General features: G+C 58.6%; 15 protein-coding genes and 3 tRNA genes. 13 read left to right on the top strand and 5 right to left on the bottom strand.

Annotated elements, in window-relative coordinates; genetic code table 11:
• Positions 1-1830, top strand: a complete 1830-nt coding sequence (locus ACEE09_RS01445) for a hypothetical protein (RefSeq protein ID WP_449081417.1) — start codon at positions 1-3, stop codon at positions 1828-1830.
• Between the two features lie 364 nt (positions 1831-2194).
• Positions 2195-3112: a spermidine synthase gene (locus tag ACEE09_RS01440; protein WP_449081415.1), complete on the top strand. Its 918-nt coding sequence runs from the start codon at positions 2195-2197 to the stop codon at positions 3110-3112.
• Between the two features lie 85 nt (positions 3113-3197).
• Here ACEE09_RS01440 and ACEE09_RS01435 read toward each other — a convergent pair whose 3' ends face one another.
• Both ACEE09_RS01435 and ACEE09_RS01430 read right to left on the bottom strand, forming a co-directional pair.
• Positions 3198-3620 (bottom strand): YchJ family protein, encoded by a 423-nt coding sequence (locus ACEE09_RS01435; RefSeq protein ID WP_449081413.1) that lies wholly within the window; start codon positions 3618-3620, stop codon positions 3198-3200.
• A gap of 153 nt (positions 3621-3773) precedes the next feature.
• Entirely contained in the window at positions 3774-5252 is a 1479-nt protein-coding gene (locus ACEE09_RS01430; protein ID WP_449081411.1) for an NCS2 family permease, read from the bottom strand.
• Positions 5253-5472: 220 nt separating this feature from the next.
• On the opposite strand from ACEE09_RS01430, the gene ACEE09_RS01425 reads away from it, so the two are divergent.
• The 7 genes from ACEE09_RS01425 to ACEE09_RS01395 all read left to right on the top strand — a co-directional run bounded on the left by ACEE09_RS01425 (position 5473) and on the right by ACEE09_RS01395 (position 11025).
• Positions 5473-5823 carry a DUF2218 domain-containing protein gene (locus ACEE09_RS01425; RefSeq protein WP_449081409.1) on the top strand — a complete coding sequence of 117 codons (351 nt, stop codon included), beginning with the start codon at positions 5473-5475 and terminating at the stop codon, positions 5821-5823.
• Positions 5824-5874: 51 nt separating this feature from the next.
• Entirely contained in the window at positions 5875-6630 is a 756-nt protein-coding gene (locus ACEE09_RS01420) for a Crp/Fnr family transcriptional regulator (protein ID WP_449081407.1), read from the top strand.
• Between the two features lie 97 nt (positions 6631-6727).
• Positions 6728-6955 (top strand): heavy-metal-associated domain-containing protein, encoded by a 228-nt coding sequence (locus ACEE09_RS01415; protein ID WP_449081405.1) that lies wholly within the window; start codon positions 6728-6730, stop codon positions 6953-6955.
• A 12-nt stretch (positions 6956-6967) separates the two neighbouring features.
• Complete coding sequence (locus tag ACEE09_RS01410; protein WP_449081403.1) at positions 6968-8851, top strand: heavy metal translocating P-type ATPase; 1884 nt, start codon at positions 6968-6970, stop codon at positions 8849-8851.
• Positions 8852-8995: 144 nt separating this feature from the next.
• The gene (locus ACEE09_RS01405; RefSeq protein ID WP_449081401.1) at positions 8996-9220 is read left to right on the top strand and encodes a DUF6457 domain-containing protein; all 225 of its coding nucleotides are present in this window, start codon (positions 8996-8998) and stop codon (positions 9218-9220) included.
• Positions 9189-9482, top strand: a complete 294-nt coding sequence (locus ACEE09_RS01400) for a hypothetical protein (RefSeq protein WP_449081400.1) — start codon at positions 9189-9191, stop codon at positions 9480-9482. The genes ACEE09_RS01405 and ACEE09_RS01400 overlap by 32 nt, the downstream gene beginning before the upstream one ends.
• Positions 9483-9618: 136 nt before the next feature.
• Positions 9619-11025 (top strand): FAD-dependent oxidoreductase, encoded by a 1407-nt coding sequence (locus ACEE09_RS01395; protein ID WP_449081398.1) that lies wholly within the window; start codon positions 9619-9621, stop codon positions 11023-11025.
• Positions 11026-11117: 92 nt separating this feature from the next.
• Here ACEE09_RS01395 and ACEE09_RS01390 read toward each other — a convergent pair whose 3' ends face one another.
• Positions 11118-12482, bottom strand: a complete 1365-nt coding sequence (locus ACEE09_RS01390) for a D-arabinono-1,4-lactone oxidase (RefSeq protein WP_449081396.1) — start codon at positions 12480-12482, stop codon at positions 11118-11120.
• A 186-nt stretch (positions 12483-12668) separates the two neighbouring features.
• Here ACEE09_RS01390 and ACEE09_RS01385 point away from each other — a divergent pair, with 186 nt between their 5' ends.
• The 4 genes from ACEE09_RS01385 (at position 12669) to ACEE09_RS01370 (ending at position 14400) form a co-directional block, all read left to right on the top strand.
• Positions 12669-13700 carry a universal stress protein gene (locus tag ACEE09_RS01385; RefSeq protein ID WP_449081394.1) on the top strand — a complete coding sequence of 344 codons (1032 nt, stop codon included), beginning with the start codon at positions 12669-12671 and terminating at the stop codon, positions 13698-13700.
• Positions 13701-14067: 367 nt separating this feature from the next.
• Positions 14068-14140, top strand: a tRNA-Glu gene (locus ACEE09_RS01380).
• Positions 14141-14190: 50 nt separating this feature from the next.
• A tRNA-Asp gene (locus tag ACEE09_RS01375) sits at positions 14191-14264 on the top strand.
• A 63-nt stretch (positions 14265-14327) separates the two neighbouring features.
• Positions 14328-14400 (top strand) — tRNA-Phe (locus tag ACEE09_RS01370).
• A 159-nt stretch (positions 14401-14559) separates the two neighbouring features.
• Here the strand turns inward: ACEE09_RS01370 and ACEE09_RS01365 are convergent.
• Together ACEE09_RS01365 and ACEE09_RS01360 are read right to left on the bottom strand one after the other, a co-directional pair.
• Positions 14560-15363, bottom strand: coding sequence for an exodeoxyribonuclease III (locus tag ACEE09_RS01365; protein ID WP_449081392.1), 804 nt, complete (start codon positions 15361-15363; stop codon positions 14560-14562).
• A 108-nt stretch (positions 15364-15471) separates the two neighbouring features.
• Positions 15472-16917: a glyceraldehyde-3-phosphate dehydrogenase gene (locus tag ACEE09_RS01360; RefSeq protein WP_449081391.1), complete on the bottom strand. Its 1446-nt coding sequence runs from the start codon at positions 16915-16917 to the stop codon at positions 15472-15474.
• Positions 16918-17055: the final 138 nt, after the last annotated feature.

The raw sequence follows: 17055 nt of genomic DNA, 5'->3' as shown, positions 1-17055 counted from the left end.
ATGGCAGGCGCATATCTTCCTGCTACCGTAGGTGCCGCCCCCTCTAACGGCCGCATCTCGGTAGAATTCGCTGAACTTGAGCCCTTAGCCCAGCAACTCTCGGCTGTAGCAGGACGCTACGAAGAAAGTAGCCACGCGCTCGGTGGCCTCACTGCCCGCCTGGCCCTTCTGGCCTCCCTCGACTTTACAGGGGCAGGGGCCCGGGCCCTGGCGTCCTTAGGCACCAGTACCCTGACGCTCACCACCCTGGTCAGTGGCATGCACAACCTTGCCAGAGGGGTGCGCACCGCCGCTGAGAATTACCAGCAGGCCGAAGCCTTCGCCAACCACGTAATAATCCAGGCCGAACAAGCCCAGGCACGGGGCAAGGCGACGGTACTAGGTATCCAGTCAGCCTTTGGCTACCAGTTCGACCAGCTCAAACTAGTTGTTTCACAAGCAGCAGTGACCGTGGTTTCCCCCGCCAAGGACGCTTTTTTGCTGGCTCGCAGAACCCCTGAAGGGCGGCAAGAAATACGAAAATTCACCAATGGCATCAATAAACTGTCGCAGATTGCGGGGGCTAATGGGCGGCTACGTGCCACCCGCGACATGACCAACGAAATCAACCCCACCCAGGGTCAGTCGCAAGAACTGCCGCTCACTACCCGCGGAATCGCCGAGCACTTCCATCGCATGGAAGGCATCGAAAATCGGGGCGATGAGCTCTTTGAATCTGCCAACTACCAAGGTGCCTGGGACCACGTCATGGTTCAAACCCTTTACAACCCAGAAACCGGCCAAACCCAGTACCTCATCACAATCCCCGGTACCGATGGCGACCCCGAAAGAAACGGCCTCTTTCAACTCTGGCGCGGAGGCACCAACTCCTGGGCTGGTGCAGCTGGAAGCGCCGCTTCTGGCTACAACCCCGACCTCACCCCAGAACAGTACACCGCCCTGATGACCCAAGTAGAACGCACCTTGGAAGAAGCTGGCGCACCTGAGGGCAGCGAAATAATTCTAGCTGGCTTTAGCCAAGGTGGGCTGACCGCTGCTGCCCTGGCATCCAACACATCGTTTGGGTCCCGCTACAAGGTCAAGGGCCTCCTCACCCAGGCCAGCCCGGTAGATGACATTAAGGTCCCGGACGCTGTGATACACGTTGACGTCCGCTATAAGGCAGACCCTGTGCCTTACCTACAAGGCGACCGGGACGATTATGCCCCCGATGTGGCTACAGTGCTGCCCCATCGACCTGACGATGTCGGATTCCACGGCGCCGAAGAATATACGAAGATAGCGGCCGCAAACCCCGGCACAGATGAAGTAATACCCGAACTAGAAGAGCTCATGGGCGGCTACACCCTTGCAGACACCACCATTATCGCCGGGACAACCCAAAGACCCGGTATTACCCGCACCGAACAGGAACAGATGGCCCTACTAGGGGTCAGCAACGCCACCCACGCTGGGATCCAGAAAATAGGGGGCGGTCATCGCTTTATCCACAGTGCAAGCATCAACCCCTCAGAGCTCTACCAAGATACTGACTCAGTCCTGCGCACCATCGATACTGAAATCATCCAGAAAGGTGACCGCTGGCTCGATACACAGCTACGCAAGGTCAAAATCGGTGACCTACAACTGCATAACCCTACCCCTCCCAGCTTTGGGGAAAAACCACCGGCACCCCTGCTAGATAGCAGCATCCAGGTCTACCAACCTACCGCCAAGCACCATGCCCGTAACCTCACCAACCTGGCAGGGGTAGGGGACCTCATCAGTGATGAAACCATTGACGAGGGGGTAAGTGTCTTTCTGCCTGAGAGCGCGAACTCGCCGGGGTAAAAAAGGGGGGGCAGGGCCCATCGCTGGTGCCCAACTTCCATCAGCCACTGCCGGTACCCACCGGCGTCCGCCCGCCCCACCTTCCCTACTAAGACGGCAAAGGCAGCCCGCGAAACATGCGGGCTGCCCTCGCCGGGGACCAAGCACCACCGCACTGCACAGTCAACCCCTTAACCTCAAAACCCCGAGGCCGATAAAAACCTACCGCCCGATCATTGCCCACGATATACCAGAGATAAGCAGGCTCCTGCGGGTAAAGCACAGCATCAAAAGAGCTTCCCCCAGCCCCGTCCTTTCACTCACTGTCACTGCCCTCTCACCCTAACAAGCCACACTGAGCCCGCCGACCCACTAGGCTAGAGAGGTGGCAAAACGCAGACGAACCCCCAAAAAACAAGTAGAAACCCCCACGGCCCTAGCCGAAGGAACCTACCCCATCGACACCGGCCTAGCCGAACTCATTGAAGACGACTACACCCCCGGCGGCTGGGTACTCGAAATCAACGGCATGGAATCCTCCCACATCGTGCTCGGCCAACCCCGCGAACTCGACTTTGAATACATGCGCTGGCTAGCAGCCGTCATCGAACCCTTCGTCGACACCCACCTGAACCCCACCAAACTCCGCATCACCCACCTAGGCGGCGGAGCCTGCTCCATGGCCCGCTACCTAGCAGACCTCTACCCGGCCAGCCACAACACCGTGGTCGAACTCGACGGAAAACTCGCCAGCTACGTGCGCCAATGGTTCGACCTGCCCAAGGCCCCCACCATCAAAATCAGGGTAGGAGAAGCCAGAACCGTCACCGAAGGCTTCGCCGCTGCATCACGCGATGTCATTATCCGCGACGTCTTCGCAGGCTACATCACCCCCGAACCGCTCACCACGCTCGAATTCACCCAACTGGCCGAGCGCTCGCTAGCCCCCAATGGGCTCTACATCATTAACTGTGGGGACGACCGCTCCCTGGCCGGTGCCCGGGCTGAAGCTGCTGCCATTGCAGAGGTTTTTGAGCATACGTGTATTGTGGCTGACCCGGCCATGCTCAAGGGCCGCCGTAAGGGTAACGTCATTATTGCCGGTTCGCATGCGCCCCTGCCGGTGGCTGGGGAGCTACTCACCGCTGCTATCACTAAGCGCCTGCTAGGTGGCGGCGTCCCCGCCCAATATAAGGACGATAGCTGGGTGCGCGATTTTGTCCGTTCAGCTACCCCACGCCGCGACGCCCAACCGGAAGTAGATTTGGCCCAGCTAGACGCTCAGCTTCGTGCCGGCCAATAAAATATCGCCCTATTCCTTTTCTCATAGCCCTAGAGATTATCTCGGGGTGAAGAGAGAAGGAATAGGGCGAAAATGTTTGTTGGGGTTAGTTGACCTCACCGTCAACGTAGTACCAGGCCCCGTTTTCTTTGGTGAAGCGGGAGACTTCGGTTTGCACTCCGCGTACTTTTTCGGTGTCGGGTGTGCCAGGTTGTGACCGGTAGTAAGCGGCGAATTCTACCCCGCCGGTGGTGTCGAAGGGGCCGCCTGCTGCGCTGAGAATATCTAGGCGGTACCAGCGCAGGATGGGGTCAAGGTCTAAGGACGCTGGCCGGGTGCTGGGGTGCCAGGTGGCTAGTAGGTAGTCGGGTAGGCCGATTGCAAAGGCTGTGAAGCGTGAGCGCATGAGCGCCTCGGGGGTGGGCGCAATGAGGTTGCCGGTCTGGGCAAACTGGCAGTGGTAGCGTCCGCAGCAGGCGCTGTAGGTTTCGCCGGTGCCGCAGGGGCAACGGGTGTCGGGTTCAAGCATGTTTCTATTAAAACAGGTGGGAGGGCAGCTTGCCGGTGGGGGAGGGGGCTGGTATCTGTTCTGGTGGTGCGTGTTAAAGGCAAATACCCCAGTTGTGGTGGTGCCCCGCCTAAGGGGGCGCACTACAACTGGGGTAGTTGGAAGGGGTGTGGGTTAGGGGTGCATCCAGCCTTCGATGACACCCATGCCGAAGAAGATAAGGAAGGCAGCGGAGACGATGTACATGATGGGGTGTACTTCTTTGCCGCGGCCCTGTACCAGGCGGATGAAGGTGAAGGCGATGAAGCCGGCACCGATACCGTCAGCGATGGAGTAGGTGAAGGGCATCATGATGATGGTCAGGAAGGCGGGGATGCCTAGGCCCCAGTCGGTCCAGCCGATGTGAACGGCCTGACGGACCATGAGGAAGCCGACGACAACCAGCGCGGGGGCGACAGCTTCGAAGGGCACGATGGAAACGAGCGGGGAGATGAAGACGGCCAGCAGGAAGAGGGCACCGGTGACGATGTTGGCGAAGCCGGTGCGGGCGCCTTCACCGATGCCAGTGGCTGATTCTACGAAGATTTGGTGGGCGGAGCTTGATGAGCCACCGCCGATGACGGAGCCTGCGGCGTCGATGAGGAGTACCCGGTCGATGTTCTCAATTTTGCCGTTTTTGTCGATAGTTCCTGCTTCGGTGGCTAGGCCTACGGAGGTGCCCATGACGTCGAAGAAAACTGCTAGCAGGATGGCGAACATGAGCATGGTGGCCCCTAGGGTGCCGATGGATGAGGCGGAGAACGCCCCGATCATGTCGACCGAGCCGATGAGGGAGAGGTCGGGGTGGCCGATCCATTGGGAGGGGATGCCGGGAATCATGAGTGACCAGCCGGTGGCTGAGTCTAGGGAGGAACCTGAGGGCCAGAGGGTTTCTAGGACGATTGCCAGGATGGTTGAGGCGACTACACCAATCAGAATCGCACCGCGCACGTTGCGGATGAAGAGGGCGATGGTGAGGAAGAGGCCGAAGAGGAAGACGAAGATGGGCCAGCCTTGGAGGTGGCCGCCTGCGCCGAAGGAGACGGGTACGGTGGTGCCTGCTGCGTCGGGCATGCGGCGGACGATTCCGGCGTTGACTAGGCCGATGAGGGAGATGAAGAGGCCGATGCCTACGACGATAGCGGTTTTGAGTGATTCGGGGACGGCTTCGAAGACGGCGCGGCGGAAGCCGGTGAGTACCAGGATAGCCATGACGATACCGGCCCAGATAACGAGGCCCATGATTTGGGGCCAGGTGAGGTTGGGGGTGGTGGCGATGGTGGAGGCCAGCAGGGCATTGACGCCCAGACCTGCTGCCATGGCGAAGGGCTGCTTGGCCCACAGGCCCATGATGATGGTCAGGACGCCTGCTACTAGGGCGGTTGCTGCTGCGACGCGTTCTACACCGAGGGTGTTGCCTGCCCCGTCTGGGCCGAGGCCCAGGATGAGGGGGTTGAGCACTACGATGTAGGCCATGGCGAAGAAGGTTGCTAGGCCACCGCGAACTTCGGTGGAGAGGGTGGAGCCGCGTTCGGTGATTTTGAAGTAGCGGTCGAGGGCGCTGGTGGGCGCCTGTGGTGCGGTTTTGTGAGCCGCGGTGTTCTCAGAAGACATTCGTGAAATCCGTCGATACTCGGGTGGGTTGTGTGGCCCAGGAACGAAGGCGCGCCGTCCTTTGGGGTGCGGACGGCGCTGATGTACCTCCCTAGTGTACGCGCCTGTGCTGGTGTCTGGCGAGGGGAGCGGGTGTGACGCTATGCAAAGGTTGTTTGAGGGATTTACCTGCACCCTGCAATAGTATTTAGGTGAACCTAACTTTCAAGAAAGGCTATCCGTGGTTACTTCTCAATACCCCTCTATTGAAACACTGACCGCGCGCTCTCGTGCAGTGGTGGAAACCGATCGCCCCGCCCGCTATGCCAAGCAGTTGGCCAGCCACTTTGGGCACAAAATCCTGGTTGAAGAGATTGAGGGCGGTCACCGCCTGACCTTTAACCGCGACGGTAACTTCGGGGGCTACGGCGATGTGCTGGTGCAGCAGGTCGACGGCGTCGAGCGTCTTGTCCTGCTGACCTACGCCGCAACCGCTGAAGGCCGTGAGCGCCTTGAGGGCGTGCTGGGCCGCCACCTGGAGCGATTTGGTGAGAAGGACGGCCTGGTTGTCACTTTTACCCCCGGTGACTAGGCCCGGTAGCGGCTTAGCCTGCCCGTGAATACTGAGGCGTAGAGTAGAGGTATGACAGATAGCCCCTGCACCCATCACCGCCATGATCCTCGTGGTCAGGCCGGGGCCCATCACTGCTCGCAGGCAACCCGCTTGCAGGCTCTTACCCGCTCACCGCTGACCGGGCACCTGCCCGAGGCTGACCTGCTAGAGCTGAGCCACCGACTCAAGGCCCGCGCCTGGGGTCCCGGTGAAACAGTGCTGCGAGCCGGGGATGCCGCCGAGGGCTCCTACATTGTGATGGCTGGCTTGGCCAAGATTGTGCACGATACCGCAGATGGTCGCAGTCTCACCCTTGATCTTGCCGCCCCCGGCGACGTGCTGGGCCCTGTGCACTCGGGCCCGGGCGTCCTCACCGACTCTGTGCTGGCCCTTGAGCCCCTGTGTGCCCTCTACCTGCCGGCCACTGAGCTTGCAGACCTGGTGCAGGAACATCCCGCCCTGGCCGTGCAGATCCTCAACCTCCAACACGAACGCCTGGCCCGGGTGCGGCACAATGAAATCGCTCAGGCCACCCTGCCGGTGCCGCAGCGGGTTGCTGACGTCTTGCTGCATCTGAATACCAAGCTGGGGGCTACCCGCGCTGACGGTGTGCGCGTCCTGACCGCTGACGTGAGCCGCGCTGATATAGCCGGTATGGCAGGTACTACCGTGGAGTCGGCTTCTCGCGTGATGGCAGCGTGGAAGAAGCAGAGGCTCATTGACTCAGGACGCCGGTGGGTGGCCCTGCTGGACGTGGCGGCCCTGGCCCGGGTAGCGGAGAACTAATTTTTGCTTAATTGACGGGTGTCAATGTTCTTGCCTCCCCGAACTTCTAATCTGAAAGTACCTCGACAGAGGTAGCAAACAGAAAGGAAGTTTAGCCATGTCAGACACTCGTTCCATTACTCTCCGTTCCGATGAATTCTCTTGCCCCTCCTGTGTCAAGAAGATTGAGAATAAGCTGGGAGGTTTGCCCGGGGTTGAGAACGCCGTAGTCAAGTTCTCCTCGGGTCGTATTCTGGTTGACTATGACGCTGCGCTGGTGACCGTCCCTCAGCTTGTTGATGCTGTGGCTGAGGTGGGCTACACCGCCCGCCCTTCGAGTATTTAGGGGAGGGCGGCCATGAAACACCTTAGGACGTGGGGCCCGGCCCTGGGGGCTGCTGCTCTTATTATGACCGCCTGGGTTACCGGGTATGAGTTCTTCATGGTCGTAGCAAGCGTGGTGGCCAGCTGGCAGATTGCTGGTTCGGCCATCGCCGCGCTGCGGGTGAAGATGATTTCTATTGACCTGCTGGTAGTGATTGCGGCGGTGGGCGCTGTTGTCATTCATAACTATTGGGAGGCTGCAGCTGTTACCTTCCTCTTTGCTGTGGGTAAGGCCTTAGAGCACACGACCATGGCTAAGACCCGGCAGGCTCTGAGTGATTTGGTGGAGGCAGCTCCTGAGACCGCCCGCCGCATCCGCCTGCAAGAAGGTGGCGAGGTTGAAACTGAGACGGTTGAACTGTGGCAGCTGAGCCCCGGGGACACCGTGCTGGTGCGCTCTGGCGAGCAGGTTCCGGTGGACGGCGAAGTCACCGGGGGCCACGGTGCCGTGGCTGAAGCCACGATTACCGGGGAGTCTGTGCCAGCTGAAAAGTCGGTGGGGGCTCAGGTTTTTGCTGGCACCTGGCTGCGCTCAGGTAGCCTGCAGGTTGAGGCCCGCGGGATCGGTGGTGATTCTATGCTGGCCACTATCATCCGCCGGGTTGAGGATGCCCAGGACGACCGCGCTAAAACCCAGACTTTCCTTGAGAAATTTTCCCAGTACTACACCCCTGCCGTGATGATCGGGGCCTTGCTTGCTGGCGTCCTGACCCGCAATGTTGAGCAGGCGCTGACCATTCTTGTGATTGCCTGCCCCGGTGCCCTGGTGATTTCTATTCCGGTCTCGGTGGTAGCCGGTATTGGTCGATCAGCTAAAGACGGGGTGCTGATTAAGGGTGGTGAATACCTGGAGCGTACCGCTGCGGTTGACACTTTAGTGGTTGATAAGACCGGTACGCTGACCCACGGCACCCCGGAGCTCACCGATGTGCTGGCTCTTGATACCGGGTATAGCGAGGAGCAGGTACTGGCTTTAGCCGCTGCCGCTGAGAGCGCTGCCCACCACCCGCTGGCTGATGCGGTGGTGCGCGGGGCGCAGGAGCGCGGGGTGCCGGTTGTGCTGCCTCAGCAGGCTGAGGCGGTGGTCGGACGCGGCGTGCTCGCCCGGGTGCCTACTCAGGTGCCTGATACGAGGTCGGCCGGTACTAGCCGGGCTGCCCTGGCTGCTGAGGTGCCCACGGTGCAGGTGGCGGTGGGCTCGGCCCAGTTGCTTGAGACCGGGGCTGACGAGGTCCTGCTACGAGATTTTCAGGTGCAGGGGAAGACCGCCATGTTTGTGGGTGTGAACGGGCAGGCGGTTGGTCTGGTTGCTGTTGCCGATACGGTACGGCCCGAGGCTAAGGCCGCCATTGATGAGCTGCACCGCCGCGGCATTAAGGTGGTTATGGCGACCGGGGATGCTGAGCCCGTTGCCCGCTCTGTGGGGCAGCAGTTGGGGCTGGACGACGTCCGCGCGGCTATGCTGCCCGAGGGCAAGTTGGAGCTGGTTCGGGAGCTACAGGCCGCTGGCCGCACGGTGGCTATGGTGGGGGATGGGGTGAATGATACTCCCGCCCTGGCGGTTGCTGATGTGGGGGTTGCTATGGGCGCTGCCGGCTCACCCGCGGCCCTTGAAACAGCGGATTTGGCGCTCATGTCTGACCGCTTAGACCGCCTGCCCTATGCCCTGGGCCTGGCCAAGAGCACGGTGCGCACCATGAAGGTTAATATCGCCCTTGCCCTGTTGACCGTGGCCTTGCTGGTGGCCGGTGTCTTCTTCGGCGGGGTGACCATGGCAATTGGCATGTTGGTGCACGAGGCTTCGGTCTTGCTGGTCATTGCTATAGCCATGTTGCTGCTTCGGCCGCGCCGCCTGTAAAGGTTTCTACTCCCTGTGTATTGAGTCCCTGAGCCCTGCACGCTGGTGCAGGGTTCATACTGGTGAGAGCGGGATTGGGGTGAGTTTGCTGGGCGTGGGGTGTATGTTTATTACTGAAACTAGACCGCTGCACTGTTGGAGCGTTTGACTGAAAAAAGCCCTCACGACCTCGAGCTTGCCCGCCAATTCTTGGCGCAGCTGGCGGATCGTCTGAATCTGGATCCCGCCCTCATCGGGCAGGCCATGCCCCATCTTCTGGGTATGACCAAGCATGTGGCGCACGGGGTTGTACGCCCGGCAGAGCCCCTGGCAGCTTTGAACCGCCAGCCCCGAAGAGTTGGCTACTCAGGGCCCCACCATTTCTCATGAAGATATTCAGCAGGGTATTAACAGCGGTAATATCTATGTGCTCTACTCCGGCGTCATATGCTTCGAAGGTACACTAGCTGACCCCGCCGAGTTCGCTGGGCAAGAACTAGCCAGTAATTACATGAGCGAGGAAGAGTACCAGCAGCACTACGGCCAGATTCCGGCAGAGGCTCTTGCCCAGAGTGAGGAAATCAAGACCAGTATTTTCACTGCTCCTCAAGAATGTTTGGATGCTGGTTGGTCCCAGGCTGGAGCTATCTAATGCCCCTGCTCACGGTATTCCCAGGACTTACTCTGTCATCGGGGCGCCGGCGTCCGCTCCAAACTCGGTAGACTAGAGCAGAACTAAAATCCCAACCCGCCGTGCCCACCTATGCCCGGCGCCGAAAGGAAAACCCGTGTCAACCGAAGCCCCCCGCGCCCTGCGCGTTGCCGTGATCGGTGCAGGCCCCGCAGGTATCTACGCCGCAGATATCCTCACCAAAAGCGAAGAAGTCCGCACCGGAGCTGTGCCTGTATCTATCGACATTTTCGACCGCTACCCTGCCCCCTTCGGCCTGATCCGCTACGGTGTAGCCCCTGACCACCCCCGCATTAAGGGCATTATTAACGCCTTGCACAAGGTGCTTGACCGCGGCGATATCCGCTTCTTCGGCAATGTTAACTACGGCACCGACGTTACCTTGGCTGATTTGCGTAAGCACTATGACGCCATCATCTTCGCCACCGGTGCTATTAAGGATGCCAGCCTGGATATCCCCGGTGTTGACCTGATTGGGTCTTACGGTGCTTCTGATTTTGTCTCCTGGTATGACGGTCACCCTGACGTTCCTCGCACCTGGCCCCTGGAGGCTAAGGAAATTGCTGTGCTGGGTAACGGTAACGTGGCTTTGGACGTCGCCCGTGTGCTCTCCAAGCACGCTGATGACCTGCTGGTCACTGAAATTCCCGATAACGTCTACGAGGGTCTTAAGTCTTCCCCCGTCACTGATGTGCACGTTTTTGGTCGCCGTGGCCCGGCTCAGATTAAGTTCACCCCCCTTGAGCTGCGCGAGTTGGCTCATTCTCGTGATGTTGACATCGTGCTCTACGAAGAAGACTTCCAGTTTGATGATGCTTCTCGTGAGGCTATGGAAACTAATGCCCAGACCAAGGTCATGATGAAGACCCTCAATGGCTGGCTTGAGGCTCAGAAGGAGAACCCTGGTACTGCCTCCCGCCGCCTGCACCTGCACTTCTTGCAGTCACCGGCTGAGATTCTGGGTGAACACGGTAAGGTCACTGGCATCAAGATGGAACGCACTGAGCTTAACGGTAATGGTGGTGTGAGTGGTACGGGTGAGTTTATTGATTACCCGGTGCAGGCTGTTTACCGTGCTATTGGCTATTTTGGTTCTGAGCTGCCTGAGGTTGGCTATGACACTGCCCGCGGTGTGATTACCAATGTTGAGGGTCGGGTCATTGATGATAGTGAGGTTCCTGTTCCTGGTCTTTATGCCACTGGCTGGATTAAGCGCGGCCCTGTTGGTCTGATTGGTTCTACTAAGTCAGATGCCCTCGAAACCGTCACTCACCTGCTCGAAGACCGCGAGAACCTCTACACTGCTGAGGCTGCTGACCCGGCTGCGATTGAGGCTTTCCTTGATGAGGCTGGCGTCCGTTACACCACCTGGGAAGGCTGGCACCGCCTGGATGAGCATGAGAAGGCTCTGGGCGCTGAAGCCAAGGACGCCGCTGGTGAGCCGCGTGCCCGCGTTAAGGTAGTTGACCGTGATGAGATGACCGCTATTTCACGCGGCGAGTAGCGTCAGGTTCTTTCAGAAAAGACCATCTACATCAGAAAAACCCACCTAGTTGGTGGGTTTTTCTGATGTAGATGGTACCTACCTGCGGGGCGTCACCGTATGAGCACCCAGTCTAGGTAGGGGTTGAGGAAGAGACCTGAGGGGTCTAGTTCTTCACGGAGTTCTACGAAGTTCTCGAAGCGGGGGTAGAGCTGGGAGAGGGCCTCTGCGTCCTGGGTGTGGTGCTGGCCCCAGTGGGGGCGGCCGCCGTGTTTTTTGAAGATTTCTTCGAGGGTGCCGAAGAGTTCTGTGTGGGGCTGACGCCAGTAGGCGCGGGCTGAGATATAGAAGGTTTCCCGGCCGTAGGCCTGGGAGAGCCAGATGTTATCGGCTGCTGCGGTGCGTATGACCAGGGGGTAGGCGCTCTGGCTGGGGTGTGAGGCTAGGTGGGTGCGTAGATCGCGCATGAGGTCAGCGAACTGGGGCATGCTGAAGGCGTATTCCATGTTGTTTTGTCGCACGGTGCGGTTAATGGTGAAGACGCGGGCTGAGTAGTCGGCGTAGCGGCGGTTGCCTTTGCCCCAGTTTGATACCTTGTTGAGCACTGGTTGCATGGCCGGTATTTTGGCGCCGGTGTAGCTGAGGGCTGAGAAGATTCCGTTGTTGAGTAGGTAGTCACCGCCGTAGCGGCGGGCCTGGCTGAGGGCGGCGCTGGCGGGCATGTAGCCGTCGGTCAGGAGGGCTAGGCGGGTGAGTCTGCGGGTGCGTACTTCGTTGGAGCCGGGGAACCAGCTGAATTCGTAGTGGTCGGCCCCGCGTGCCCGGTCTTCGAAGGAGTGGATGATGTCTTGGTAGGAGTGCCCGCGTTCGGCTGCGTGCAGGCGGAATTGTGGCACGAGGTTGAAGGTGATTTCTACGATGATGCCGAGGGCTCCTAGCCCGCAGAGGGCTGCTGAGAAGATTTCTGGGTTTTGCTGGGGTGAGCAGGTGAGTAGGGTGCCGGTGGCGTCTACGAGTTTGAGTTCGGCTACTTGGGTGGCGAAGGTGCCGTAGGTGAGGCCGGTGCCGTGAAAGCCGGTGGAGATAGCCCCGGCGAGGGTTTGGTCGTCTAGGTGCCCTAGGTTGGTGAAGGCTAGTTTGTAGTGGCCTAGTAGGCGGTTGGCTTCGCGCACGGTGGTGCCTGCTAGGAAGGTGGCGGTGAGGTTGTGGGGCTCTACTCGTATTAGGCCGGTGAGGTGTTCGAGTGTGAGTAGGGCGCCTGCGGGTTGCCCGATGGCGGAGGCGCTGCGTCCTCGTCCCATGACTTTGACTCTGGTGCCGTGTGTGGCGGCGTCCTGAATGCGTTGTTGTAGTTCGGGCGTTGAGCGGGGCGCGAGGACGCCGGTGGGCTGTGTGTTGTGTTGGTGTGCCCAGGTGCTCCACGAGGGGTTTGTCTGCGGGGTGGTGGCCATGATCTTCCTCGATTCTTGCTCTTTCATGCTTATTTTCGCATGGAGAGGTGGGTGCTGGCTGGGAGTTGGGTTTCCTTTCGAACTGTGTAGTTCAAAAATGAATAAATTTGGTAATGAAGCGAAATAAGTCATGTGGCTCACTCGGCCCGGACTAAGCTAGGGGTAGGCCCCGGCAGTAACGCCGACAATTCGGCTGGCAGAAGCGGGGTCATCATGAATCTTAAGGAGATGACCATGACCGAACGCGCCCTCACCTTTGGGGAAAAAGCAGTAGCTGCCCGCAACGACATTGCAGAAGTGGCCCAGGCCTCTGGCGAAATCATCGTTGGCCTTGACGGCTCAGATCAGAGCTATGGTGCCCTGCGCTGGGCTGTGCACGAGGCTGAAATTCGCAAGGTGCCTGTTCGTATGGTCACCGCCTACTCTCTGCCTGTTTTTACTGGTACCGGTTTTGATGCTGGTTACTCTATGGTCGATGAGCAGGCTTTGACAGATGGTGTCGCCCAGATTCTTGATGAGGCCCATTCTCGTGTTGGTGAAACCAGTGTGGAGCTTCGGGCAACGGTAGAGACTGGTGATGCGACCGCCGTGCTTCTGGAACTGTCTAAGCGTGCTGAGCTGATGGTTGTGGGTTCGCGCTCTCACGGGGGCTTCTTGGGTCGTCTGTTGGGTACGGTATCTACTTCTTTGCCTGCCCATTCTCACTGCCCTACGGTGGCTGTGCCTCATTCTTATGCTGAGAAGATTGAGGCTAATCCTGAGATTTTGGGTGGGGGTCAGTCTGTGGTGGTTGGTTCGGACGGCTCTGTTGAGGCTCGTCTGGCTATGATGCAGGCAGCGGACGAGGCGAGCCGCCGCGGTGTTAAGCTCACCTTGGTCAATGCTCTTGCCCCTTACACTGGTGCCCTGAACTGGGTTCCTGCGGCTGTTGATTTTGAGGCCTTGTACCGTGAGATTGCTGATTTGCAGCGTAAGGCTGCTGAGTGGATTCGTGGTTACTTCCCTCAGCTGGAAATCGAGTTCAAGCTCATTGATGGCTCCCCGGTGCAGGTGCTGCTTGAAGCTGGTAAGGCTGCCGATCTGATTGTGGTCGGTACTCGTGGCCGCGGTGGTCTTGCGGGCATGTTGTTGGGTTCTACTTCTCAGGGTATTTTGCACAATACTCAGGTGCCGGTCATGATTGTTCCTGAGATTGAAGACCCCCGTGTTGAGCAGGCTCCTGAGGCCGGCTTCACCTGGGGCTAAGACTTGTGCTAGCCAGCTCCCTGGCAGGGGAGTAGGCTGGGTGTAAGAGAAAGGCAGGATAGCTCCCGCCGAAGCTCCTTTTGAGGCTAAAAGGGGCTCCGACGGCGCTATCCTGCCGTCTTTTTTAAAAAAGTTGAAAAATTTTTTGGGCGGACGCCTGTAGCGGTTCTCTTGGCTTTGACTAGGCAATCTGTGTGTAGCCATGGTTACCATGCGGTGAATTTTGTGGCGCAAGGCACCCAATTTTTGCCCTTAAAGGGCTCCTGTTGGTGCTTTTCGGTTTGCGCCCCTGTTTGAAGTCGCGTAATGTATTACTTGTTCGAGCGACGGGCTGAGGAAACAAAGCCGGTCACGAAATAGCGAACTAGCCCCTATCGTCTAGCGGCCTAGGACGCCGCCCTTTCACGGCGGTAACACGGGTTCAAATCCCGTTGGGGGTACTGTGAAACTTTTAGTTTCACGGCCATGTGAGAATTTTTATTCTTGCTTTGGCCCCGTAGCGCAGTTGGTTAGCGCGCCGCCCTGTCACGGCGGAGGTCGCGGGTTCAAGTCCCGTCGGGGTCGCTCCGACCGCGTAAGTTCTCACTTGTGGGAAGGCGCGGTTGTGGCATATCTAAGGGTATGTCTGGCTCTGTAGCTCAGTTGGTAGAGCGTGCGACTGAAAATCGTAAGGTCACCGGATCGACGCCGGTCGGAGCCACGAAATCCACTCTCTAGGCTTCTACATGAGAGTGGGTTTTTTACTTTAAAGAATAAGAGTCCCAGCCTCTAGGTTTTACCTGGCTGAGGCTCTTTCTCTATCTCAACCTCTTCACAAGCCCGCCCCAACTCTAGGGGGTAGGGGCGGGCGTCCGCTGGGCTAGCTAATATCAACAATCACCGGGGCATGATCTGAGGCGCCCTTACCCTTGCGTTCCTCACGGTCAATCTCAGCGCCCACAACCCGCTGAGCCAGGGCAGGGGAGTAAAGCTGAAAATCAATGCGCATACCCTCATTCTTGGGGAAACGCAGTTTAGTGTAGTCCCAGTAGGTATAGGGCACAGTAGTGTGCTCACGAGCCACATCAACTAGCCCCAAGGGCTCATCGAGAAAAGCCTTAAAGGCCGCCCGCTCAGGCTCCGTCACATGGGTCATCTGGTTCTCTCTAAAGAAGTCGATATCCCACACATCTTCGTTCCGTGGGGCAATGTTGAAGTCCCCCACGAGGGCAAATTGGGCGTCAGGGTCCTGCTCTAGCCAGGTCGCAGCCTCCTTGCGTAGCTCCTTGAGCCAGGCCAGCTTGTAGGGCATGTGGGGGTCATCGATAGCACGACCATTGGGCACATAAAGACTCCACACCCGCACCCCACCACAGGTAGCCCCAATAGCGCGAGCCTCAACGGTAGCCTCCTCGCCGGGTTTACCGAAGGCCGGCTGGTTGGTGAAAGTGCGCTGAATATCCTCTAACCCCACACGAGAAGCGAGAGCCACCCCGTTCCACTGCGACAGCCCAAAATGGGCCACCTCATACCCCAAATACTCAAAGATTTCGTAAGGGAAAGTCTCATCGGTGGCCTTAGTTTCTTGAAGGGCCAGCACATCCACATCGTTGCGCTCTAGCCAATCTTCCACGCGGTCAGCGCGGGCGCGAATAGAGTTCACATTCCAGGTAGCAATTTTCATGTTCCTAGCCTAACAACCGCCCTGCCTGACCTCCACCACAAAGTGCCCCCGGCTTATTCAGCCGGGGGCACCTAATCGTGGGGCGGGGCGTCCGCACCCTCAGAGTTCTTAGGCCTCTGCGGGGAAGCTCTGCAGCTGGTCACCCACCATGGTTTCTAGCACGCGAATTACCTGGCAGGAGTAACCGAACTCGTTATCGTACCAGACGTAGAGAATAGCGTTATCGTCGCCAGAAGTGATAGTTGCCAGACCATCTACCACGCCAGCAGCACGGGAACCAACGAAGTCGGTTGAAACAACCTCGTGAGAGTCAGTGAGATCAATCTGACGGCGCAGGTGTGAACGCAGTGAGCGCTCACGCAGCAGGTTGTTAAGTTCTTCCTTGGAACCTACGGGCTTATCAAGCTGCAGGCTCAAAATAGCCATGGACACATCAGGGGTGGGGACGCGGATAGCGTTACCAGTTAGTCGGCCTTCAAGCTGGGGCAGGGCCTTAGAAACAGCCTTCGCTGCCCCGGTCTCGGTAAGAACCATGTTCAAGGCAGCAGAGCGCCCGCGGCGGTCACCCTTGTGGAAGTTATCAATCAGGTTCTGGTCGTTAGTGAAGGAGTGGACGGTCTCAACGTGACCGCGCTTAACACCGAACACCTCGTCCATGACAGCAAGCACGGGGGTAATAGCGTTGGTGGTGCAAGAAGCTGCTGAGAGTACGGTGTCGTTATCGTCGATGATGTCATCATTGACACCGCAGACGATGTTCTTCACGCCCTTACCGGGGGCAGTGAGCAGGACGCGGGCAGCGCCCTTGGCCTGCAAGTGGCGGGAGAGGCTGTCCTTATCGCGCCAGCGACCGGTGTTATCCACCACGATAGCGTTATCAATGCCGTAGGCAGTGTAGTCAATCTCAGAGGGGTCAGAGGCGTAAATGAACTTGATGGGGGTGCCGTTGGCAACGATGGTGGAGTTCTCTTCATCAACGCGGATAATACCCTTGAAAGCACCGTGCACTGAATCGCGGCGCAGCAGTGACGCACGCTTGTGGAGGTCATTGTCGGTGTTCTTGCGGACAACAACGGCGCGCAGCTGGGGGCCAGGGCCGGTGGAACGTTCCAAGAGGATGCGGGCCAGCAGGCGGCCGATGCGACCAAAACCGTAGAGCACAACGTCCTGAGAGTCAGCGTCAATCTGACCCTTCTTACCGATGACAGGAGCCAGCTCCTGCTTGAGCCAGGCCTCAAGGTCACTGGCCTCGGCTGCCTCAAACTTGCGTTGCAGGCTAGCGAGGTCTAGGGAGCAGGCGCCCAGGTCGAGGGTGCTGGCAATTTTAAGAATTTTTAGAGAATCAGCCGGGTCTAGCTCAATATCATCAATCTGACGGGCAAAACGGTGAGCCTTCAAAATCTGAACTACAGATTTGTTAATAAGGCTGTGCCCATGAATTGAGATAACCACCTTGTTCTCTCGATTCAGGTGCCCAATCAGGGGAATCATAGCTTCGGCTTCAGCCTCAGAGGCAAGCCACTGCTTGTGAGCGTTATCGGCAGAAATAGTCATAGTGTGACCTCTTCCTTGATGAGTAGCGTCATTGAACTCATCAGTTAGGCAGCGCAACGATGCGCCGGTAGCTAGTAACTGGTGGCCCACACCTTACGCTGCGCCGTCTGGGGCGGTAGGCTGGTGGGCACTCCAGAC

The organism is Rothia sp. 88186D007BW (assembly GCF_053544215.1).
The sequence above is the reverse complement of the archived record's forward strand: the minus strand, read 5'-3'. Positions and strand labels throughout refer to the sequence as shown.